This window comes from Ruegeria marisflavi, from assembly GCF_025673445.1.
GTDB lineage: Bacteria > Pseudomonadota > Alphaproteobacteria > Rhodobacterales > Rhodobacteraceae > Ruegeria_B > Ruegeria_B marisflavi.
Genome location: NZ_JAOVQN010000002.1, coordinates 1 through 21,650 on the forward strand (window position 1 = coordinate 1; position 21,650 = coordinate 21,650).

At 60.5% G+C, this 21,650-nt stretch carries 20 protein-coding genes and 1 pseudogene; 6 read left to right on the forward strand and 15 right to left on the reverse strand.

Translation table 11 applies throughout. The features are described from left to right. Positions 1-129: 129 nt before the first annotated feature. From OEZ49_RS01880 to OEZ49_RS01905, 6 genes and pseudogenes are all read right to left on the reverse strand, one after another. On the reverse strand, positions 130-291 hold the full coding sequence (locus OEZ49_RS01880; RefSeq protein WP_263386744.1) for a hypothetical protein: 162 nt from the start codon (positions 289-291) through the stop codon (positions 130-132). Positions 292-300: 9 nt separating this feature from the next. Then, positions 301-732, reverse strand: coding sequence for a recombinase family protein (locus OEZ49_RS01885; protein WP_263386745.1), 432 nt, complete (start codon positions 730-732; stop codon positions 301-303). A gap of 421 nt (positions 733-1,153) precedes the next feature. Then, positions 1,154-1,258: pseudogene (locus OEZ49_RS01890) on the reverse strand (IS5/IS1182 family transposase); the annotation flags it as partial. A 67-nt stretch (positions 1,259-1,325) separates the two neighbouring features. After that, entirely contained in the window at positions 1,326-3,191 is a 1,866-nt protein-coding gene (locus tag OEZ49_RS01895) for a M10 family metallopeptidase (RefSeq protein ID WP_263386746.1), read from the reverse strand. 104 nt (positions 3,192-3,295) lie between these two features. Further along, positions 3,296-5,236, reverse strand: coding sequence for an FG-GAP-like repeat-containing protein (locus tag OEZ49_RS01900; protein ID WP_263386747.1), 1,941 nt, complete (start codon positions 5,234-5,236; stop codon positions 3,296-3,298). A 739-nt stretch (positions 5,237-5,975) separates the two neighbouring features. Then, positions 5,976-7,373 carry an aminotransferase family protein gene (locus tag OEZ49_RS01905; protein WP_263386748.1) on the reverse strand — a complete coding sequence of 466 codons (1,398 nt, stop codon included), beginning with the start codon at positions 7,371-7,373 and terminating at the stop codon, positions 5,976-5,978. A gap of 392 nt (positions 7,374-7,765) precedes the next feature. Between OEZ49_RS01905 and OEZ49_RS01910 the strand changes: the two genes are divergently transcribed. The 5 genes from OEZ49_RS01910 (at position 7,766) to OEZ49_RS01930 (ending at position 13,579) form a co-directional block, all read left to right on the forward strand. After that, positions 7,766-8,776 (forward strand): taurine ABC transporter substrate-binding protein, encoded by a 1,011-nt coding sequence (locus OEZ49_RS01910; protein ID WP_164130248.1) that lies wholly within the window; start codon positions 7,766-7,768, stop codon positions 8,774-8,776. 108 nt (positions 8,777-8,884) lie between these two features. Next, complete coding sequence (locus tag OEZ49_RS01915) at positions 8,885-9,691, forward strand: ABC transporter ATP-binding protein (protein WP_263386749.1); 807 nt, start codon at positions 8,885-8,887, stop codon at positions 9,689-9,691. 5 nt (positions 9,692-9,696) lie between these two features. Continuing rightward, positions 9,697-10,962: an ABC transporter permease gene (locus OEZ49_RS01920; RefSeq protein WP_263387066.1), complete on the forward strand. Its 1,266-nt coding sequence runs from the start codon at positions 9,697-9,699 to the stop codon at positions 10,960-10,962. A 141-nt stretch (positions 10,963-11,103) separates the two neighbouring features. After that, positions 11,104-12,732, forward strand: coding sequence for an acyl-CoA synthetase (locus OEZ49_RS01925; protein ID WP_263386750.1), 1,629 nt, complete (start codon positions 11,104-11,106; stop codon positions 12,730-12,732). A 1-nt stretch (position 12,733) separates the two neighbouring features. Further along, on the forward strand, positions 12,734-13,579 hold the full coding sequence (locus OEZ49_RS01930; protein ID WP_263386751.1) for a GNAT family N-acetyltransferase: 846 nt from the start codon (positions 12,734-12,736) through the stop codon (positions 13,577-13,579). Between the two features lie 4 nt (positions 13,580-13,583). Here OEZ49_RS01930 and OEZ49_RS01935 read toward each other — a convergent pair whose 3' ends face one another. Beyond that, positions 13,584-13,916 (reverse strand): DOPA 4,5-dioxygenase family protein, encoded by a 333-nt coding sequence (locus OEZ49_RS01935; protein ID WP_164130241.1) that lies wholly within the window; start codon positions 13,914-13,916, stop codon positions 13,584-13,586. Positions 13,917-14,001: 85 nt separating this feature from the next. After that, positions 14,002-14,961, reverse strand: coding sequence for an agmatinase (gene speB / locus OEZ49_RS01940; RefSeq protein WP_164130239.1), 960 nt, complete (start codon positions 14,959-14,961; stop codon positions 14,002-14,004). Between the two features lie 133 nt (positions 14,962-15,094). Between speB and OEZ49_RS01945 the strand changes: the two genes are divergently transcribed. Next, on the forward strand, positions 15,095-15,649 hold the full coding sequence (locus tag OEZ49_RS01945; protein WP_263386752.1) for a thioredoxin family protein: 555 nt from the start codon (positions 15,095-15,097) through the stop codon (positions 15,647-15,649). A gap of 14 nt (positions 15,650-15,663) precedes the next feature. Here the strand turns inward: OEZ49_RS01945 and maiA are convergent, their stop codons facing one another. The 7 genes from maiA to fahA all read right to left on the reverse strand — a co-directional run bounded on the left by maiA (position 15,664) and on the right by fahA (position 21,615). Beyond that, positions 15,664-16,305: a maleylacetoacetate isomerase gene (maiA, locus tag OEZ49_RS01950; RefSeq protein WP_263386753.1), complete on the reverse strand. Its 642-nt coding sequence runs from the start codon at positions 16,303-16,305 to the stop codon at positions 15,664-15,666. Positions 16,306-16,455: 150 nt separating this feature from the next. Further along, entirely contained in the window at positions 16,456-17,001 is a 546-nt protein-coding gene (locus OEZ49_RS01955) for a VOC family protein (RefSeq protein WP_164130233.1), read from the reverse strand. A 5-nt stretch (positions 17,002-17,006) separates the two neighbouring features. Then, positions 17,007-17,201: a DUF2783 domain-containing protein gene (locus OEZ49_RS01960; protein WP_263386754.1), complete on the reverse strand. Its 195-nt coding sequence runs from the start codon at positions 17,199-17,201 to the stop codon at positions 17,007-17,009. A gap of 5 nt (positions 17,202-17,206) precedes the next feature. Then, positions 17,207-18,820, reverse strand: coding sequence for an FAD-dependent oxidoreductase (locus OEZ49_RS01965; RefSeq protein WP_263386755.1), 1,614 nt, complete (start codon positions 18,818-18,820; stop codon positions 17,207-17,209). Positions 18,821-19,040: 220 nt separating this feature from the next. Further along, complete coding sequence (locus OEZ49_RS01970; protein WP_263386756.1) at positions 19,041-19,991, reverse strand: MBL fold metallo-hydrolase; 951 nt, start codon at positions 19,989-19,991, stop codon at positions 19,041-19,043. A gap of 3 nt (positions 19,992-19,994) precedes the next feature. Beyond that, positions 19,995-20,354, reverse strand: coding sequence for a VOC family protein (locus OEZ49_RS01975; RefSeq protein ID WP_263386757.1), 360 nt, complete (start codon positions 20,352-20,354; stop codon positions 19,995-19,997). A gap of 7 nt (positions 20,355-20,361) precedes the next feature. Continuing rightward, positions 20,362-21,615, reverse strand: coding sequence for a fumarylacetoacetase (gene fahA / locus OEZ49_RS01980; protein WP_263386758.1), 1,254 nt, complete (start codon positions 21,613-21,615; stop codon positions 20,362-20,364). Between the last annotated feature and the right edge of the window lie 35 nt (positions 21,616-21,650).

Consider the following 21,650-nt stretch of genomic DNA (forward strand, 5'->3'; position numbering starts at 1 on the left):
ACATAACAACAGCGTGGGTCAGATCTCGGTGACAATTTTGGCGGTTGCCGGGTCAAATCTCAGTGGCAATCAACACCATAGATGGTCGAGGCGCCCCAGCCCGCGCTGCGTGGCCCAACAATGCCGCCATCATTCAGGCGTCCCGCAATCGCAAGGGCGGCGGTGTCCTTCAGAGAATTCCTGGAAGATGCGCTGGACAATTGCTGCCTCGCCCTGGTTGATGACCCGTTCTCCCGTGGTCATCTCTCCACCTGGAAGGAACTCGCGCACCACGTCATAGCCAAAGGTCACGCCGCCCACCTACTTACCCTTGCGCACACGTCCTTCGAGGCCGCGATGGGTCTTCTGGGCCAGGTTCTTGAGGAACAGGCTGCTCATCGTACCCTTGAGGCCGATGTGCAGTTCCGAAATCTCGCCGTCGGCTATGGTGATAATCGGGATGTCCTGGAACCGTATCTGCTTGAAGAAGGAAGCGATATGTTCCTGGTCGCGGCTGATCCGGTCGAGACCTTCTGCCGCAACAAAGTCGAAACGGTTGCCGCCTGCATCCCCCAGCAGCCTTTGATAGGCGGGACGAAGATGGGAGGACCCGCTGAGACCACGATCCGCGTAAGTGTCGGCCTCGGTCCAGCCGTTGCCACGAATGAGCCGGAGGCACAAACGGTGCTGGTCCTCGATCGAAGTATTCCTTTGGAGGGCGGTGGAACAGCGTGAATAGATCGCTGCGCGCATACGGCGGGCCTTTCGTCAGCTTTGGCCCGCCCCATTACAGGCACGAAAAGCGCCTTGTCTTCCATTTCAAATTGCGCCCGAGTGCAGTGAAAATGCGTTGTCGGCGTGGAGAAGGCTCACGCCTTTTCCGGTTTATCTTGGTTGCCGATCACTGGTTTTGCAGCGCGTTCAGCTTTGATCGCAGCAGAGCCTGGTAGTCAAAACATGCTGACAACCCGGTCGCTCGATTGTAGTGCTTCTGAGACATCTCCAATGTGCCATGCCCCAGAAGATCCTTGATGATTTTGACATGCTCAGGATCTTGCTCGGCGATACTGGTGGCCGCGATGTGACAAAACTGTCCCTTGGGTGCTAACGTAAGACATGCACTAACAATCAAACTGGACCACTCAGGTGGGGCTGATCAAAAACCAGATTTGTAGCTCCGTACACGGAGATCATCCACACGAGGTTTGCCATGGGGCTTGGGGAAGAAGGGCTCAAGGCGCACCGTCTGCGCGTCGCTCAACCAGAAAAGGTCGGACATGTTCTCCGCGCGTTTTTCGAGCCGCGAACTATGCCGCTAGTCGAAAATCAATGGGTCCTGATCCTAGTCAAGCCAACAGGTCGAACACTTCAGTCCCGATTTGAAGATCAATTCTGGATTGGCCTTCGCCATCTACTAGCGCCCACATGATCTGACCTGTCGGGCGATAGACCACAAAAGCTTCCCGTACCGTGTCGTTACCTGTGCGATCACCTTCCGCGTTTTCGGTATGAGCGAAGTTGACTTGGAAGTCGGCGCGGGTTGCTGAACTATTGCCGAACAGCAGCACATCGCCTTCGGCGACCGTATAATCCTGCACCCAATCTGAACCATGACCCTCGACGCCCACGTGGAAGAACTTGTCCGCCCCGGTCCCGCCGTTTATCCGGTCATGTCCAAACCCGCCGTTGACGAAGTCGTCGCCGGCTCCGCCATAAACGAGATCTGAGAAGCTCGACCCTGTGATTACATCGTTGCCGTCCTGACCCTGTAATTCGTCCACTCCGGCGCCACCGGAAATGGTGTCATTGCCGCCTTGGCCGAAAACCAGATCGTTGCCGGCACCGGCATCCACACTGTCATTGCCTTCGCCGGCGTAGACCACGTCGCGCAGGTCATCGACGGTAGGACCACCGACGATGATGTCGTCACCGGGGCCACCGTTCAGGGTGTCGGTCCCAAGTCCGCCGTCAAGGCTGTCATTTCCTGTATCGCCAACAATACGGTCGTTACCTGCAAGACCCCGAATGATGTCATTTCCTGTGGTGCCAATCAGGACATCATCGTTTCCTGTACCGATCGGACCACTACTGCTGTCTGCTACTGCGTCGATCTGTTCTTCGGTGAGAGACCGATCTGAGAATTCAAACTGTTCGATCCTCTGGACCAAGTCCTGTTCAACTCCGGTACTCAGAAGGTAGCCATCTCCGCTGCGCTGAATTCTGACGTCGGTACTGGAATAAGAGAAAACCGCCACATCTGTCCCGGCCCCGCCGTCCAACGTGTCGTTACCACCGCCTCCGAAGAGACGGTCGTTTCCATCTCCGCCGTTTAATTGGTTGTCGCCGTCCGACCCGGTCACGACATCGTTGCCCGTTCCACCGGCGGCATTCTCGATCACGGCGCCGAACGCAATGGCCACATCTTCGTACGAACCGAAACGAGAGAAGCTGCCCGGCACCAGGCTGAGTGCCACCGGACCGGCGTAAGTTGAAGCATCGAGCCAGTCCTGGCCCCCTGCGTCCCAGATTACGTCGACACCAACCACGCGTGGACCAGTGTAACGGTCGTCACCTGTGTTGTAGTTTGGGTTCGCCCCCCATCGATTCTGTAAGGCCAAGACATCGAACAGGGCTAGGCTTTGAGGGTCGGTCGAGGTGTCCGGGTTGTCTGTATAGGACATAACCGTGTATTTCCGGTTGTCGTACTCTTCAGGCAAGGGGGCGTTCACAATATCGCCGGAACTGCTCTCGTCGAAGGGATGCTTTAGCCCAAGCGCATGCCCTAGTTCATGCAGGATCAGCCATTGCCAGCGCGATGTTAGGTCCAACGTGTTGTCGTAGACGGCGAATCCATCATAACTGGCCAATGTTCCATCTGACCATGCGGAATAGCTGTAGCCTCCGTAACCAATGGTCGTACCGGCGATGTCAACTTTTCCGATATTGATATCGGGATCCGAATCGCCCGTAACCTCGGTGAAGCGCACATTGAGAATAGTCTCCAGGTGATCCATAGCCAGCCGGATCTGTGCCTTTTCCGCTGTGCTCAGTTGCTGCCACCCGGTAAAGGTCCGGGACAGGTCCGCGGGTTGAACCATCGCTTCGAATTGATAGGTGAGCGTATACGGTGCCTGTGCCGAGGTATTGATCGGCCCGGACAACAGCGAGAAGGGGAACTGTAACCCTTGCAGAATTTCCGTTTCAGTCAGCACTGGATACCTGCGTCTTTGCTTTTCTTGGTTACGGCCCGAATTTCGACCCTAGGGCTTGGGTCACTGCAATAAAGTAAATCGTCACGGGGTACCATCAACTCAGTTCACGACAAGAGGTCAAACACGTGATCGCCGATCTGAACGTTGATCGCGCTTTGCCCCTGACCGTCGACGAGCGCCCACATGATCTGTCCGGTCGGGCGGTAGACGACAAAAGCCTCCTGAACGGTATCGTCACCGGCCCGTTCGCCTTCGGCGTTTTCTGTATGGGCAAAATTGATCTGGAACTGGTCAAGAGTGGCAGAGGCGATCCCGAACAGAAGCACATCGCCTTCGGCGGCGGTATAATCCTGCACCCAATCTGAACCATGCCCCTCGACACCCACGTGAAAGAACTTGTCGGCCCCGGTGCCGCCATTGATGCGATCATGGCCAAAGCCGCCGTTGACGAAGTCGTTGCCTGCACCGCCGAATACGAGATCAGAGAAGGCCGAACCGGTGATCACGTCGTCACCGTCCTGCCCCTGGATCTCGTCCACGCCAAAGCCGCCCGCGATGGTGTCGTTTCCGCCCTGGCCAAAGACTAGGTCATTGCCGGCCCCGGCATCGATACTGTCATTGCCTTCACCAGCAAAGATGATGTCGCGCAAGTCGCCCGTGGTTGGACCGCCGATGAGCAGGTCGTGACCGTCCCCGCCATTGAGCGTATCTGAGCCAGGACCACCATCGAGGCTGTCGTTCCCGGTGTCCCCCAGAAGCCGGTCATTGCCGGTCTGTCCCTGCAAGAGGTCGTCGCCGGCAAGCCCGTCAAGGCTGTCTGCGCCGGCGTTGCCGGTCAGCGTATCGTTCTCTGGGCCACCGATCTGATCGACCGGAACAAGACTGAGACCATTGTCGTGAACCCAGACGCCTTGGCCCGAAAAGGCCATGATCTCGTCAACCCCGTCGCGGTCGAAATCAACCAGAGCAAGGGCCTCGTTGCCGCCGCCAATGGTCTGGTCGTCAGGGCCGGGCGAAAACCGCCCGTCTTGCTGATAAAAGATGCGATGCTTGTTTGGAAACTGCATCTGGACCAAAAAGTCCTGATCACCATCGAGATCCAAATCGGAAAAAAACAGGCGCGATGCCCAGCCATAGGGATCAATTTCACCGGTGAAATCGGCTGGATCGAACCAATCGGTTGTCCTGTCGCTGAAACTTCCATCTGGTTGCTGGATCAGAACCTGAATTCCGATACGGGTGTAGAAAGGATCGGCATCTGTGACCAGGGTAACAATATCTGGCCGGTCATCGCCATTCAGATCCAGAACCTCGATATCGAGTGTGATCGACTGGTCCAGAACGGTCTGGTTCGGTAGCGCGGTCATAACAAATCCCGAACCGTTGTATCGGGCGATCTTGTTTGTCAGTCCGGCCTGAAACCCTTGGTCCGCACCAAGGATCAACTCGTCTGTTCCGTCACCGTCCAGATCGGCTATCTCTGACGCGGTGTAATTTCTTATGTTGGGCAGGGGGAGTGCGCCTATAACGGGAGATCCATCGGGTTGGACGGTGACGATATAGGCCCCGCTTACCCCGAGGTTTCCTACAAATACATCAGTTAATCCGTCGCCGTTTAGATCGCCAGCGGCCACTGAGTGCGTAAAATCCTGTTCTCTTGAATACTCGATCGAGCGGTCGATCCACCCGCCGACCCCGTCTGAAATGAAAACCGTGTTGACCTGGCCAGGAAAGGGATGGGTGTCCAAGCCGTGATCGGCGACGAAAATGTCGTCCCAGCCATCTCCGTTCAGGTCCTGTACAATTAGTCCGCGCCCAAAGTCGACCTGCAATGAAGTCCCGTTACCAACACGGGTCGAGATGTCGTCGATAGAGCCGTCGGCCCGCACCGTGAAGATTGGCATGTCCAGCCATTCACCGCCGGGAACGGAAAACCGAGTAACAATGATTTCGGGGTGGCCGTCACGATCCAGGTCGGTCACCTGCGCCCAACCCGCATAGCTGTAGTCCCGCTCGAAGTAGAGGTCAGCCAGATAGGTGAACATGGACGCCTGCACGTGTTTTTCTAGTTTCCGAAAACTCTTTTCCGAAAATCTGACCGCAAGCAACCTTTGTGAACGCAAACGCCAAAAATCAGAGGAATTCCGCCAACAAGACTTGGAACGTTTGCAACAGATTTTCTCGCTGTTTTCCGTCGGGCCCGATTTGTCCCAGCATCAGTCAGCGGAACGCTCAGTCTAACAGTGCATAGTACAACTCAAGGTTTCCAGACTCGCGATGTCCGGCACTTTTGAACGTCTTCCGTACAATGCTGATCAGCCTGCCTTCGATCGAGACAACGCCAGGCTTTAAGATGTCGTCAAACAGCCTGGGTTTGAATATCGTACGACTGCTGTTGGGTCATTTCGTGATCAATAATCGATACTACAAGCGCCTTGGAGAATATTCGATGTCCCATTGGTACCGTTCAGTTGCATCAAATGCGCGAATGATGCTCTCGCGCTGCTGGTCGGCAAAGAAAATGGGACCGATAGGCAGGACCGATGGCTTTGATCGCGACGGCTAATTCTTGGATGTAAAATGGCGCGGACCACCGAGCTGCAGTGTTCCTTCCAAAACACAGATATCCAGGCCCATGCTGGGGTGGCCGACATGACAAGGGCAAGAGACAAGCAAGCTTGCGAATGAACCCAGGACTGGCAGAGAAAAACCGGCGCGAAGGCCGCGCCGGTTTCCTGAAAAACCCACTAAGTCACGCGAAGAGCACAACGGGTGAGTCTTTTCTTAGCCAAATACGCGAGTCAGCGCGGCATCGACGGCATTGGTGATGGCGTCGATATCCTCGGCGGTGGCAATCAGCGCCGGTGAGAAACACAGCGTGTTGTTGCGCCCCGGGATCGAGCGGTTGGTCACCCCGATGATCACGCCCTGCGCCATGCAGTCTGCAACCACGGCCTGCGCCTGTTTCTCGGTCACGGGCTCCTTGGTCTCGCGATTGGCCACCAGCTCGGCACCCAGGAACAGGCCCTTGCCGCGCACATCGCCGATCACGGCGTGCTTTTCCATCAGCGCATGCAGGTTGCCCAGCATCCGCTCGCCCATGGCGGTGCAGTTACCCAGCAGGTCCTCGTCCTCGATGATGCGCATGTTTTCCAGCGCCGCGGCGGGGCCGGCGGTGCAGCCGCCAAAGGTCGAGATATCGCGGAAATAGTTCAGCGGATCCTCGCTGTTGTCCTTGAACATCTCAAAGACCTCTTCGGTGGTCACCATGCAGGCGATTGCGGCATAGCCCGAGGCGACGCCCTTGGCCATGGTCACGAAGTCGGGTTTGATGCCGTATTGCTGATAGCCAAACCAGGTGCCGGTGCGGCCGATGCCACAGACGACCTCGTCGATATGCAGCAGCACGTCGTACTTCTTGCAGATCTCCTGAACCCGCTCCCAATACCCCTCGGGCGGGGTGATGACGCCGCCACCGGCGGTCACCGGCTCAAGACAGAGTGCGCCGACGGTCTCGGGACCCTCACGCAGGATCACCTCTTCGATCAGGTCGGCGGCGGCGCGACCGAACTCTGCGCCCGACAGATGACCTAGCCCTAGCTCTTCCTTGCGATATTCCATGCAGTGGGGAACCTTGACGAAATCTGGTGCAAAGGGGCCGTATTGCGCGTTGCGCTCGTCCTGACCACCCGCCGACATCGCCGCTAGCGTCGAGCCGTGATAGTCGCGGTCACGATAGAGGATTTTGGTCTTCTTGCTGCCGTACTTCTTGTGCGCGATCTGGCGCACCATCTTGAATGCCTTCTCGTTCGCCTCCGAGCCCGAGTTGGTGTAATAGACCCGGCTCATGCCCGGCATCTTCGAAATCAGCTTCTCGGCATACAGCGCGCCGGGGATCGACCCGGCAGAATTGGCGAAGTAGCACAGTTTCATCAACTGGTCATAAACCGCCTTGCAGATGGACTCACGCCCATAGCCCACGTTGACGGTCCAGACCCCGCCCGAAACGGCGTCGAGATGCTCCTTGCCCTTCTGATCCCAGACCCGCATGCCCTTGCCTTCGACGATGATGCGGGGGTCGTTGGTTTCAAAGGGTTTGTGTTGAATCAGGTGATGCCAGATATGGGCGCGGTCGGCTTCGACCACGCGACTCAGATCGTTTTCGTTGAACGTGCCGTCCATGACGTGCCCTCTTTTTTGATGTGCGGTTCCGCAGTGGGATACGACAGAAGAACCCGAGGTGGGCTTCGGAGTCCAGAGACGTCAATTCATAGGCGACCGATAGGGCCAGAATTTTACGTCTCATATATCCAGAAAGTGACGCTTTCCCAACGTAAATCGTCGCATGACTTTGGGCAACGTTAAGAAAACACTAGAGGTTTCTCAATTTCGAAAGTCAAAATCCGGATATTCAAAAGCCGTGACTCAGGCATACCTTCTGAAAAATTCGTTGATCGGATGCGGGTTTTCCATTCGGATCATTGCACGCCGGAGAATTCCTTCGGCCGATAAGAGACGGCAAACCGTCCTGAACCTTTGATCGCCGCAACACGCGGCAACAGGGAGAAGATAGAATGACAGGAAAGACAAAGTTTCTGGGTGCCGCCGCCGGGCTGGCGATGATGGCCGCAGCGTTTCCGACGTTGGCCACCGCAGCTGACGGCGAGATCACCGTGGCGTATTTCCTCGAATGGCCGATGCCGTTTGAATATGCCAAGCAGAAGGGAACCTATGACGAGGCACTGGGCGTCAAGGTCAACTGGGTCAGCTTCGAAAGCGGTGTGAAGATGTCGGCGGCCATGGCGTCGGGCGATGTGCACCTGTCGGTCAGCCAGGGCGTTCCGCCCTTTGTGGTCGCGACCAGCGCCGGACAGGATCTGCAAATCCTCGACGTGGCCGTGTCCTATGCCGATAACGACAACTGCGTCGTGCGTTCGGAACTGGAGATCGACAAGGACAATGCCGGCGAACTGGCTGGCAAGAAAGTCGCCGTGCCGCTGGGAACCGCAGCGCATTACGGCTTTCTCAAGCAGATGAACCATTTCGGCGTCGATGTGGCAAGCATGGATGTTGTCGACATGGATCCGCCCGATGGTGCGGCGGCCATCGCCCAGGGCGCGGTCGATATGTTCTGCGGCTGGGGCGGCTCGCTGCGCCGTGCCTTGGAGCATGGCAACGTGCTGCTGACCGGTGACGAAAAGACCGAGCTGGGTATCCTGGTGTTCGACGTGACCTCGGGCCCGGCGGGTTGGGTCGCGGAAAACAGCGAACTGGTTGCCAAGTTTCTCAAGGTGACGGCGGATGCCAACGCTATGTGGGCGGACGAGGCCAACCATGCCGAGATGCTGCCGCTGATCGCCAAGGATGCGGGTATGGATGAAGAGGCCACCGCCTCGACCATAGCGACCTTCAAGTTCCCGACCATCGAGCAGCAGCTGAGCGGCGCCTGGCTGGGCGGCAACGCACAGACCTTCATGAAGGGTGTGGCGGATGTCTTCGTCGAGGCAGGTAGCATCGACAGCGCGCTGGATACCTATGAGAACGCCGTGAACACCGGGCCGCTGGCCGCGGCAGGCAGCATGTAAGCCGACCGGACGACAGGCGGCGGAGTGTTCCGCCGCCTGTCATCGGCATGTCGCCCGATAGCGGCGACAGGATACCCCTGTAGATATCTCCAACAGGAAAGGCGGACCATGTCGGGACTGTCTATCGAAAACATATCCATGCGCTTTGACCTGCCAAATGGCAGCTCGGTGCAGGCGCTGAAAAACGTCTCGCTGCACCTGAACGCGGGCGAGTTGATGAGTGTCCTGGGCCCTTCGGGCTGCGGCAAGACCACTCTTCTCAACATCGTGGCAGGGTTCCTGGCACCGACCGAGGGCCATATCGCCATGAATGGCCACAAGGTGCACGGGCCGGATGCGGAACGTGGTATGGTGTTCCAGCAAGGCGCGCTGTTCGAATGGATGAACGTGCGCGACAATGTCAGTTTCGGCCCCCGGATGAAAGGTCAGCGAGAGGCGCAATACGGCAGCCAGGTCGACCACCTGCTCGATGTGACCGGTTTGGGCGATTTCAAGGACAAGGCAATCTATGAGCTTAGTGGCGGCATGCAACAGCGGGTTGCGCTGGCCCGTTGCCTGGCCAACGACCCCGACGTGATCCTGATGGACGAGCCGCTGGGTGCGCTGGATGCACTGACCCGCGAAAAGATGCAGGGCCTGGTCCTGAAACTCTGGAAGGAAACCGGCAAGACCATCATCCTGATCACCCATTCGGTCGAAGAGGCCCTGTTGCTGGGTGAACGCCTGCTGGTCATGGCGCCGCGCCCCGGACGCATCCACAAGGAATACCGTCTGCCCTATGCCGACATGGGGGTGAATGCGGACCTACGTGAGGTCAAGAAATCGCAAGGCTATTCCGAGACGCGAGAGGAAATCCTCTCGATGATCTGGGACATGGAAGAGGAAATCATGGGACGCACGGAGGCAGCACAATGATTGGCCTGATTATCCTTGCGGTCTATGTGGCGATCTTTGTCGGGTCGTTCCTGGCCGTGCGCTTTTTCGTGCGCAAGACCACCAATGATTTTACCTCGCTCAAGACCGTGACATTCGGCGATGAAAGCGCGGTCACCTCGAACCGGATCGCCTCGGTGGTGTCGGTTCTCACCATCTTCCTGATCTGGGGGGCGTTTACCGGGTCGAAATACGTGCCGTCCATCCTGCACGCGCCTGCGCCTTTTGTCGGCGACACCTCGTTTGTCTACACGCTCGAGGATGCCAATGGCGCTCGCGATGACGCGACCGTTCATGTCAAGGTCTATGCCTTTGGTGAAAAGACCGAGGACTTCGAAGTGGACCCGGGGCCCGGCTTTGCCAAGGACGATGCAGTCTCGATGACCGCGTCGCGCTCGACCACCATCATCTTTGATAAGAATGACGAAACCAATCGCAAGGAAGGCGCCAAGGTCGTCGCCATCGACGGCACGCCGATTTCGATCGGCAAGTCGATCAAGACCGCCGCGGGCCAGTTTTCGCTGACCGACAAGGGGGCGATCAGTTTCCAGCCCCCCTCGGGCTTGCAGATGGAGCCGATCTGGCTGCCGCCGCCTGAAGCCGTGGTCAGCCGCCTGGGCGAGATTGCGAAATCGGGCTATCGCGACAGCACCTTGTGGGAGCATCTGGGCTTCTCCCTGTTCCGCGTGATCGCCGGTTTCTTCTTTGGTGCGCTGGTGGGCATTCCGCTGGGCTATGCCATGGGGTTGAGCGACTGGTTCCGGGGCTGGTTCGACCCCATCGTCGAATTCATGCGCCCGGTGCCGCCGCTGGCCCTGATCCCGCTGGTCATCATCTGGGCGGGGATTGGCGAGACGGGCAAGATCATCCTGCTGTTCCTGGCTGCGCTCTGGATCATGGCCATCGCTGCCCGGTCGGGTGTCTCGGGGGTCCGGATCTCCAAGGTGCACGCCGCTTACTCGCTGGGCGCCAGTAAGGCGCAGATCATGCGCCATGTGATCGTGCCGAACTCGCTGCCCGAGATATTCACCGGCGCGCGGGTGGCGATGGGGGTCTGCTGGGGTACCGTGGTCGCCGCCGAACTGGTGGCGGCGGAAAAGGGCGCCGGGATGATGATCATGGTGGCATCCAAGTTCCAGCTGACCGATATCGTGATCATGGGGATCATCCTGATCGGCGTGATCGGCTTTGGCATCGACATCCTGATGCGCTGGGCCGAACGGGTGCTGGTACCCTGGAAAAGCAAGGGCTGATCCACCTTCGGCAAGAAAAAACCGGGGCCCTACGGGGCCCCGGTTCTATTGTTGCGGCGGGCACGTGTTATTACGATCTTTCCTTGCCGGGCGTGTTTGTGCCACATCTGCGCGCAAGGCATCACTCAGGGAGGACAGGACATGACCGGCAACAGCATCTATGACCAGCATCTGGATCGGACTCGTGCCAATTTCACCCCGCTGTCACCATTGAGCATGATCGAGCGTACGGCGGCGATCTATCCGGATAACCCCTCGGTGGTGTATGGCGCGCGCCGCTACACTTGGGCGGAAACCTATGCGCGTTGCCGGCGTCTGGCCGGGGCGCTGGCCGCGCGCGGGGTCGGTAAGGGCGACACCGTTTCGATCATCGCCGCCAATATCCCCGAGATGTACGAGGCGCATTTCGGTGTGCCCATGGTGGGCGCGGTGCTGAACGCGATCAATACGCGCCTTGACGCCCCGATCATCGCCTTCATCCTGACCCATGCCGAGGCCAAGGCGTTGATCGTGGATCCCGAATTTTCGGCCGTTGTGCGCGAGGCCTTGGCACAGATCGACCGTCCTGACCTGCTGGTCATCGACATCGAGGATGCCAGTTTCGAAGGCGGGGAGCGGCTTGGCGCGTTGACCTATGAGGAACTTCTGGCCGGGGGTGACCCCGAGTTTGCCTGGTCGCTGCCGGATGATGAATGGGATGCGATCGCGCTGAACTATACCTCCGGCACCACCGGCAACCCCAAGGGCGTGGTCTATCATCACCGCGGCGCGGCGCTGAACGCGAATACCAACATCCTCGACTGGGGGATGCCGAAACACTCCGTCTATCTGTGGACCCTGCCGATGTTTCATTGCAACGGCTGGTGTTTCCCCTGGACCATGGCGGCCAATGCCGGTGTGTCTGTCTGCCTGCGCGCCGTGCGGGACGAACCGATCTATCGCGCTTTCCGTGAGGAAAAGGTGACCCATTTCTGCGGCGCGCCCATCGTGCTGAACATGCTCGCCAATGCGCCCGCGCATCTCAAGGATTTCGACCACCAGATCAAGGTGATGACCGCAGGCGCACCGCCGCCCGCCGCCGTGATTGAAAAGATGGAGGCGATGGGCGTCGAGGTAACCCATGTCTATGGTCTGACCGAAACCTATGGCCCCTCGGTCGTCTGCGCCTGGAAAGAAGCGTGGGATGCGCAGCCTGCCAGCGAAAGGGCGGCATTGAAGGTGCGCCAAGGGGTCAAGAACGCGGCGCTGTCCGGCCTGATGGTCGCGGATCCCGACACCCTGGAACCGGTGCCCGCCGATGGCGAGACCATGGGCGAGATCTTCATGCAGGGCAACGTGGTGATGAAAGGGTACCTCAAGAACCCCGATGCCACGGACAAGGCGTTTCGCGGCGGCTGGTTCGCCTCGGGAGATCTGGGGGTGATGCATCCCGATGGCTATATCGCGCTCAAGGACCGGTCCAAGGATATCATCATCTCGGGGGGCGAGAACATCTCGTCTGTCGAGGTAGAGGGCGTACTTTACAAGCATCCGGCAGTGATGGAGGCCGCCGTGGTCGCCAAGCCGGACGAGAAATGGGGCGAGACGCCTTGTGCCTTTGTCGAGCTGAAACCGGGGGCCGAGGCCGATGCGGCCGAGATCATCGCCTTTTGCCGGGCGAACATGGCGCATTTCAAGGCGCCGCGCACGGTCGTGTTCGGAGAGTTGCCCAAAACCTCGACCGGCAAGGTGCAGAAATTCGTGTTGCGCGACCGGGCGCGGGCGCTCTGACATGACGGTCCCCGGACTTGATATCGCCCCGATGAGCCTGGCGGACCTGGACATGGTTCTGGACTGGGCGGCGGCCGAAGGCTGGAACCCTGGGCTGGATGACGCGCGCGCCTTCCATGCCGCCGATGACCGGGGGTTCTTTCTGGCCCGAGTGGGCAGCGAACCCGTCGCGGCAATCTCGGTGGTTAACCACGATGCCGGTAACGCCTTTCTGGGCCTCTACCTCTGCCGGCCCGACTGGCGGGGGCAGGGGATTGGGCTGGCGACCTGGATCCATGCGCTGGAACACGCGGGTACTCGATCTGTCGGTCTCGATGGCGTGGCGGCGCAAGAGGCGAACTATGCCAAGTCCGGTTTCGTGCGCACCGGGGCCAGTCTGCGGCACGAAGGGTTTTGGCCGGCGGCCCGGTCTCCTGAAGTACGAGCGGCGGATGCAGCGGACATGCCACGGTTGATCGAATTGGACGCCGCGGCCGGTGGCTTTGGTCGCCCGGCATTCCTGAACGCCTGGCTGGCACCAGACCAGCCCGAGCGGTCCACGCGGCTGTTGCAAAAGGACGGCGAGATCGTCGGCTTTGCCACATGGCGGACTTATCGCGACGGAACCAAGATCGGACCCGTCATCGCGCCGAGCACTGCCACAGCACTGGAGTTGATCGCCGATATCGCCGCTGAGCGTCCGAATGGCCCGCTGATCGTCGATTTGCCCGAGGCCAATACGGCGCTGCGCCGCGCGCTGGAAGGTGCCGGGTTTACCGTGCCTTTTGCAACGGCCCGGATGTATCGCGGCACGGTCCCGCAGACAGGTCCGGGGTTGCAGGCGATTGCCACAATGGAACTGGGCTGAGCGCCTAGTCGAACAACGACAGGTCAAGCTCCAGCATCTCGCCCATCCAGATGGCCCGGTCGCGGTGATCGCGCAATTCGTCGCCGGTCTCGGGATGGGCGAAAATGGTCAACCCCTGCCTGTTCAGCATCAGCCAGGGCACGACCTGGTCGAACGCGTCCGGGCCAAAGGCCAGTTGGCAGCTCCAGCGCGGATGCGGGCCGACATTCCGAGCGTGAACCCGGCCCATCTGCACCGGAAACAGCTGCGCCGCCTGTTCGCAGACCTGCCGGGCGGTCGCCTCGCTGTCGGCGTCGAAATAGACATGGGCATGATAGCCGGTGATGGACTGGTTCATCGGTGTCTCCTGTTTCATATTGGGCAATCTGCCGATGCGAAAGTGCGCCTGCAATTCCGTACAGACGAACCGCACCTGTGCGCTTTCAGCGTTTCCGGTGGTGCAGCACCCGCCCCAGCGTGTTCATCAAGAGTTGCGCAGCCAGGATCGAGGTGCCGCCGGTCTGGTCATAGTCCGGGGCTACCTCGACCAGGTCGATGCCCACGATATCGCCCCTCCGGGCCAACCCGTCGATCAGCTCAAGTACCTCGTAATACTGGAACCCTCCATGGCTGGGTGTTCCGGTTCCCGGCGCGATAGAGGGGTCGAAGGCGTCGATGTCGATCGTCAGGTAATAGCGCACGCCTGCGGGGATCCGGGCAAGCATCGCCTCGGTCCCCATCCGGCGGACATGGCGCACCGACTGGATATCCGACCCCATGGCGCGCGCTGCATCGTAGCCATCCTTTGCCGTGGACGAGACGTTGCGGATGCCGATCTGGCTCAGCCCAGTGACATAGGGTTTTTCCGCTGCGCGCCGCATCGGGTTGCCATGGCCATAGCGCACGCCGTGCCGTTCATCGACGAAGTCGAGATGCGCGTCGATCTGCACCACATGGATCGGGTCCTGATCGTCAAAGGCGTTGATGCAGGGGATGTTGACCGAATGATCGCCCCCCAGAACCACCGGCAACGCACCCGATTGCAGGATCTTGCGCACGCCGAACTCGATATTGGCGTGACTCTTCATCGTGTCGGTATGCACGATATCGGCATCGCCGATATCGACGATGCGCACTTTGGCCGGGTCCAGATAAGTGATGTCGTCTTCGAAGTCATAAGCACCGGCATGGCCGAATGAAAACAGGGTCGAGGCCTCGCGGATGCCGCGTGGCCCCATGCGCGCGCCTGACCGCCACTGGGCCCCGAAATCGAACGGCGCGCCCAGGATCGCGGCATCGGCGTCGATATTGTCCCAATCCTCGACATAGGGATACTTGCCGAAGGTACAGATCCCCACGAAAGGCAGGTTCAGCCGCCCACCTTCATAGCCATGTTTGGCCATTTGCCGCGCTCCTTGCTTACAGTCTCTGCCAGTAAGCGGATCGGAGCCACCCTTGTCCAGCGCCAAGCACGACCGTTGACGTTTTGGGGGCGGCAAGGGTTTACTGGCGATTGGAACCATGGGAGGGGCGATAATGGCTGCTACACCACCAGTATGCGACTTTGGCTGGAAAGCCCCGGATTTTACTTTGCTGGGCACCGACGGGCAAAACCACAGCCTGTCCGCCTTGGCGGGTGAGGCGGGAACGCTGGTCATGTTCATCTGCAACCACTGCCCCTATGTTCTGGCTGTGCTGGACCGCATCCTGCGCGACGCGCGCGATTTGCAGGCGCTGGGCGTCGGAGTTATTGCCATCTGTTCGAATGATGCAGAATCGTATCCGGCCGACGATTTCGAGAACATGAAGAAAATGGCGGCGGAACAGGCGTTTCCGTTCCCCTATCTGCATGACGAGGATCAGAGGATCGCGCGCGCCTATGATGCGGCCTGCACGCCGGATTTCTTCGGTTTCAACAGCGCGATGGAGTTGCAGTATCGCGGCCGGCTCGATGCCTCGCGCAATACCGCTGGGCCGGCTGACCTACGCCGAGACCTGTTCGAGGCGATGAAACAGGTGGCCGAAACCGGGCGCGGACCCAGCGATCAGATCCCGTCGATGGGCTGCTCGATCAAATGGAAAGCGGCCTAGTGGCCACTTTCTGATCAACCGGCAGGCGCGTGCCGGTCGGGATGTGCGGCGGCAAAGGCCGGATGCCCGTTGCACGCGGTTTCCACCGATAGAAGGCGCGGCATGTCGCTGATATCCACTTCCCACCGGCGGGCATTGTAAATCTGCGGCATCAGGCAGATATCGGCCAGCCCAGGTGTGTCGCCGCAGCAGTAGGGCGATTGCTCGAACTCGGCCAGCATCGTCTCAAAGGCCTGCAACCCGGGGCGGATGAAATGGCGCATCCAGTCGCCGGGCATTCCCTCGGCCCCGCCGCTGAGCTGCGTGGCATGGCGGGCAACCTTCAGGTTGCAGACTGGGTGGATATCGACCGCGATCGCCTGCGCCAGCGCCTGTACCTGCGCCCGGCCTGCCGGGTCGGCGGGCACCAGCCCCAGACCACGGGTCTGATCGAGATAGTCGAGCATCGCCAGCGACTGCGTCAGCCGCAGCCCGTCGATGTCAAGCACCGGCACCAACCCCTGCGGATTGCGCGCCAGATGCACCTCTGAGCGGTGCTCGCCCTTGACCAGATCGACCGGAACCGCCCGATAGGCGATGCCCGCGAGGTTGAGCGCGATGCGCAGACGGTAACTGGCCGACGAGCGCCAGTAGTCATAGAGAATGATTTCGGACATGGGGCGTCTTTCCTGTCTGGGGCAGGGCGATACTAGGCGGTTGCCGTCGCGGTGTTAACCGCTGTCACGGCGTCATTGGCTCGGGCGCGTCTTGCGCGCCAAAAGGACCCGGTGCGCAGCACCGGGCCCGATCTGGGTCGAGGGCTTGCCTCAGACGCTCTTGTTCAGTTCCTTGGCATGCAGCCAGGCGGCGTGCTGCGGCGCCTTCTTGGTGCGCGACCACTCTTCGAGCATGTCCCACTTGACCTCGTCCATGCGTTTCAGCAGCGCTTCTTCCTCCGGATCCGGGCAGGCCAGTTCGACACGGTGTCCGTTCGGGTCGAAGAAATAGATCGAGTGGAAGATTGAGTGATCGGTGACGCCCAGAACCTCGACACCATTGGCTTCCAGATGCTCCTTGAACTCGATCAGCGTCTCGCGATCCTTGACCTTGAACGCGATATGCTGGACCCAGATCGGCGTGTTCGGGTCACGGCCCATCTCGGGCTTGGTCGGCAGTTCGAAGAAGGCCAGAACATTGCCGTTGCCCGCATCCAGGAACAAGTGCATGTACGGATCGGGTTCATGGGTCGAAGGGACATGATCCTCGGCAATCGCCAGGATGAAGTCCATGTTCAGCATCTTGCCATACCACTCGACGGTTTCCTTGGCGTCCTTGCAGCGATAGGCGACGTGGTGGATTTTCTCGATTTTCATGTTGCTCACTCCTTGAAGGCGGCGGCCTGGATGGCCTGGGTCAGGATGGCCCGGTCGCCGATTTGGTTGGCCAGCACCAGAACGAGGCGCGCGTTCAGCGCGTCGCTCTGTGCCTTGTCGAGCCCTTCGTGCGCCGCCAACAGTTCGGCGTAGAAGTCATCGGCTCCGTTGATGTTCGGGGTCAGGATCAGATCGGACATGGGTGTCACTCCTTGCCGGTGGCCCGGCGGATCGCATGCCGGAACTGGTTTTCGTCATAGGTGGGGCGGCGTGCGGCGACATGCTGGTCCGGTCGGATCAGGTAGACCGCGCCATCATTGTCGCCCAAATAGCGGCGCTTCAGTTCCAGCGTCGGGTCGTCCTTGACAGACAGCGCCAAACGCGTGACCTCGATCCCGTCTTCCTCGATCAGGTCGGGGGCATCGGCGTCGATGGTCAGCAGGATGAACTTATCGCCCAGTTTCGGGAGCAGGAACTCATCACCCAGCGGCGCGTCTGGGCAGGGGCTGCCGGGCCGGGTGCGCGCCGGACCATTTAGCAGCGCATCGGCCGAGTTGAGCGGCGAGCCGTCATAGGTGCAGGGCACCGACAGGCGGCCCGAATTCACCAGCGGGCGGGCGAATTCATACTGTTCGCTCAGGTCCAGCACCGCATCACGCAGGATGCGCGACATCTCGGATTTGGGCGTGATGAAGTCGGTCGAGCGCGACGAATTGAGGATATTCTCATCCGCCCCGTGGATCCGCTCCATATCATAGCTGTCGAGCAGGCTTTCCGGCGCCGTGCCCTCCATCACCAGTTTCAGCTTCCAGATCAGGTTGTCGGTATCTTGCAGGCCGGAGTTGGCGCCACGCGCGCCAAACGGTGAAACCTGATGCGCAGCGTCACCTGCGAACAGGACCCGGCCGTGGCGGAACTTCTCCATCCGGCGGCACTGGAACGTGTAGATCGAGACCCATTCCAGTTCGAATTGCACATCCTCGCCCAGCATCGCCTTGAGGCGCGGGATCACGTTTTCGGGGCGCTTTTCACGCTCCTTGTCGATATCCCAGCCCAGTTGCAGGTCGATGCGCCAGACATTGTCAGGCTGCTTGTGCAACAGTGCCGACTGGCCCCGGTTGAAGGGCGGGTCGAACCAGAACCAGCGCTCGGTCGGGAAGCCGGCATCCATGATCACATCGGCGATCAGGAAGTTGTCCTCGAACACGCGGCCCACGAAATCGAGCCCCAGCATCGAGCGCACCGGCGAGCCTGCGCCATCGCAGGCGATCAGCCAGTCGGCCTCGACGGTGTACGAGCCTTCGGGTGTCTCGACCTCCAGCTTGACGTGGTCGGGATGGGTGCCGATCGCCTCGACCTTGTTGCGGCCCCGGATTTCGATCGGGGCGCCGGCCTCTTGCAATTCGCGGACCCGGTTTACCAGGTATTCCTCGAAATAGTATTGCTGGAGGTTGATGAAGGCGGGGCGCTGGTGGCCGCCCTCGGGCAACAGGTTGAAGTCATAGACCTGCCGGTCATCGAAAAAGACCTTGCCCAGGTTCCATTCGACCCCCTTGTCGACCATCGGCTGGCCACAGCCGAGCCGGTCGAGAATCTCCAGCGGGCGCTTGGCATAGCAGACCGCGCGGCTGCCAAAGCTGACCTTGTCATTGTCATCCAGCACCACAACCTCAATCCCCTGTTGGGCAAGGTCGATGGCAGCGGCGAGCCCGATGGGACCGGCGCCGATCACGATCACCTTGTGGCGCACCGGGCTGGAGGCGTCCTGATCGGGACTGCGCGCATAGGCGTAGAGTGGGACTTCGAAGATTTTGTTCATGGGGTTCTCCTCCCAGGTCTGGGCGCACCCGGCAGGCCGAGGGCGCATGTCTCCCGTCCTCTGCCGGGCATCCGCCAGAGGTCTTGTCTCATGGTCTCATCAGTTGACCCGGCGCGACACGATCTGGATCAATGTCGATCGGGCCGGGGGCTCATCCGCCCTTGCGGGCGTCTTCGCTGCGAAGAGACCCCGCAAGGGGTCGAGGAGCGTCCCCTTCGGTTCAGCCTTGCAGGGCCTCCCACATTTCCAGGTCACGCTGCGCGGTCCAGATGCGCGGCGTGTCGATGCCGCGCGCCTCGTCATAGGCGCGGGCCACGTTGAACGGCAGGCAATGCTCGTAGATCGCGTAATCGGCAAACTTCGGATCGCATTCGGCGCGCACCGCGTCCCAGGCCTCTTTCAGCGAGCCACCGCGCGCGGCCACGCGCGCTGCCGGGCGATAGGTGCTTTGTACAAAATTGCGGGTGTTCTCGATGGCGGCGTTCACCATCTCCTTGCCGACCAGCGCATCGCCACGGCCCGGTGCAATCGCGTCCACATCGAACCAGGCGATGTTGTCCAGCGTGTTGCCCCAGTCGTTGAAATGGCCGTCGCCGCAATAGCAGGCCGAGTGATATTCGACGATATCGCCGGTGAACATCACGTTCTGATCCGGCACATGGATCACCGCGTCACCCGCCGTATGGGCGCGGCCCAGATGCATGATGTCGACCCGGCGCTTGCCCAGGTAGACGGTCATGCTGTCCGAGAATGTGGTAGTAGGCCAGGTCAGGCCGGGAATGCTCTCATGCCCTTCGAACAGGCGCGGAAAGCGCTGGAACTCGCTGTCCCAATCCTCTTGCCCGCGTTCAACCACCATCGAGCGGGCGGTGTCGGACATGATCACCTGACCGGCGCCGAAGGCGCTGGCGCCCAGCACGCGAACGGCGTGGTAATGGGTCAGCACCACATGGGAAATCGGCTTGTCGGTGACCTCGCGGATACAGTCGATCACCTTTTGCGCCAGGCGCGGGGTGGCCTGCGCCTCGACCACCATGACGCTGTCATCACCGATGATGACGCCGGAATTGGGGTCGCCCTCGGCGGTAAAGGCATAAAGCCCTTCGCCCACCTCGGTAAAGCTGATCTTCTTCTCGCTCATGTCGCCCTGCGACGCGAATGCCTTGGCCATGTGTCAGTCCCTTTCCAGGAAATCCAGCCGGTTGCCAAAGGGGTCTTTGGCAAAGAACCGGCGGCGGTTCTCGATTGTGTCGTCCCATCGCGGGTTCTGGCCAAGAGCCTCGACCCGCTCGGCGACGGTGTCTATGTCATTGACGGCAAAGCCCGGATGGGCTTTGCGCGCAGGGGCGAAGTCCGGCTCCGCCCCCAGATGCAGTTCGGCGCCATTGAGCGCCAGCCACAGCCCGCCGCGCGCCTTCAGCGCATCGGGCTTGGCGATCTCGACCAGACCCAGACCCGCGCACCAAAAAGCGCGCGCCGCGTCCTCGCCCCCGGCGGGGATCGCGATCTGGATATGGTCGAGAGCCAGGGTCATGTGCAGCTCAGCCCCAGGCCTTGGCGGGCAGGATCTGGCCCACGCAATCGCCAAAGCCGATGGTATAGCCGTCGCCGCGCGCATTGCCTCGCAGGGTCAGCGTATCGCCATCCTCGATAAAGCCCCGGGTCTCGCCCGTTTCCAGCGTGAAGGGTTCGCGCCCGGCCCAGCTGAGTTCCATCAGCGAACCGAATTCGCTCCGTTCCGGCCCCGAGATGGTGCCAGAGCCCAACAGATCGCCCGCATTCATCGCACAGCCACCGATGGCGTGATGACACAGCTGCTCGGCCGCCGAATAATACATGCGGCTATAGTTGGTCCTGGCGATGACCGAAGCGCTGTCGGCGCCTTCAGGCTGCATCAGAACCTCAAGCTCGATGTCATAAAGCCCTTCCTTGCTGCCGCTCAGATAGGGCAGCAGCTTTTTCTCACGCGGCGGCGTGGGCGCGCGGAACGGCTCCAGCGCCGCCGCCGTCACGATCCATGGGCTGATCGAGGTGCCGAATGCCTTGCCCTGGAACGGCCCCAGCGGCTGATATTCCCAGCCCTGGATATCGCGTGCCGACCAGTCGTTCAGCAGCACATAGCCAAAGATCATCGCATCGGCCTCGTCCACCGTGATCGGCTGTCCGAACTCGGACCCGGTGCCGACGATGGCGCCCATTTCCAGCTCGATATCGAGCCGTTTCGAGGGGCCGAATGACGGCATTTCGGCATCGGGGGCCTTGGTCTGGCCGTTGGGGCGGTGGATCGGCGTGCCCGACACCACGACCGAGGAGGCGCGGCCATTGTAGCCGATCGGGATATGCAGCCAGTTTGCCGGCAGATCGGGTGAGCCGCGCAGGATCGCGCCCATGTTCTGAGCGTGCTGACGGCCTGCGTAGAAGTCGGTGTACTCGCTGACCACCAGCGGCATGTGCAGCGTGGCTTCGGCCATCGGCACCAGCAGCGGTTCGACAGCCTCCTGCTCTTTCGACCCTTTGGCCAGAAGCGCGGACAGCCGTTCGCGCAGGGCGGCCCAGACAGCAGGGCCTTCCTCCATCAGGTCGTTCCAATAGGGCACGTCGAACAGAGGATATTCAGTGAGCGCGACCAGGCCCTCGGCCTCGGCCGCGGCCATGTCGAGGATCATGTCGCCGATGGCCACGCCGCAGCGGGGTTCATCCTCGCCGGTCGAGAAGACGCCATAGGGCAGGTTGTTCAGCGGAAACGGGTGATTGGCGCTATTGGCCGAAGCCACCCAGGATTTCAAAAGGGGCATGTTGTCTCCAAACGGATGTCACGGGCGGGACCGGG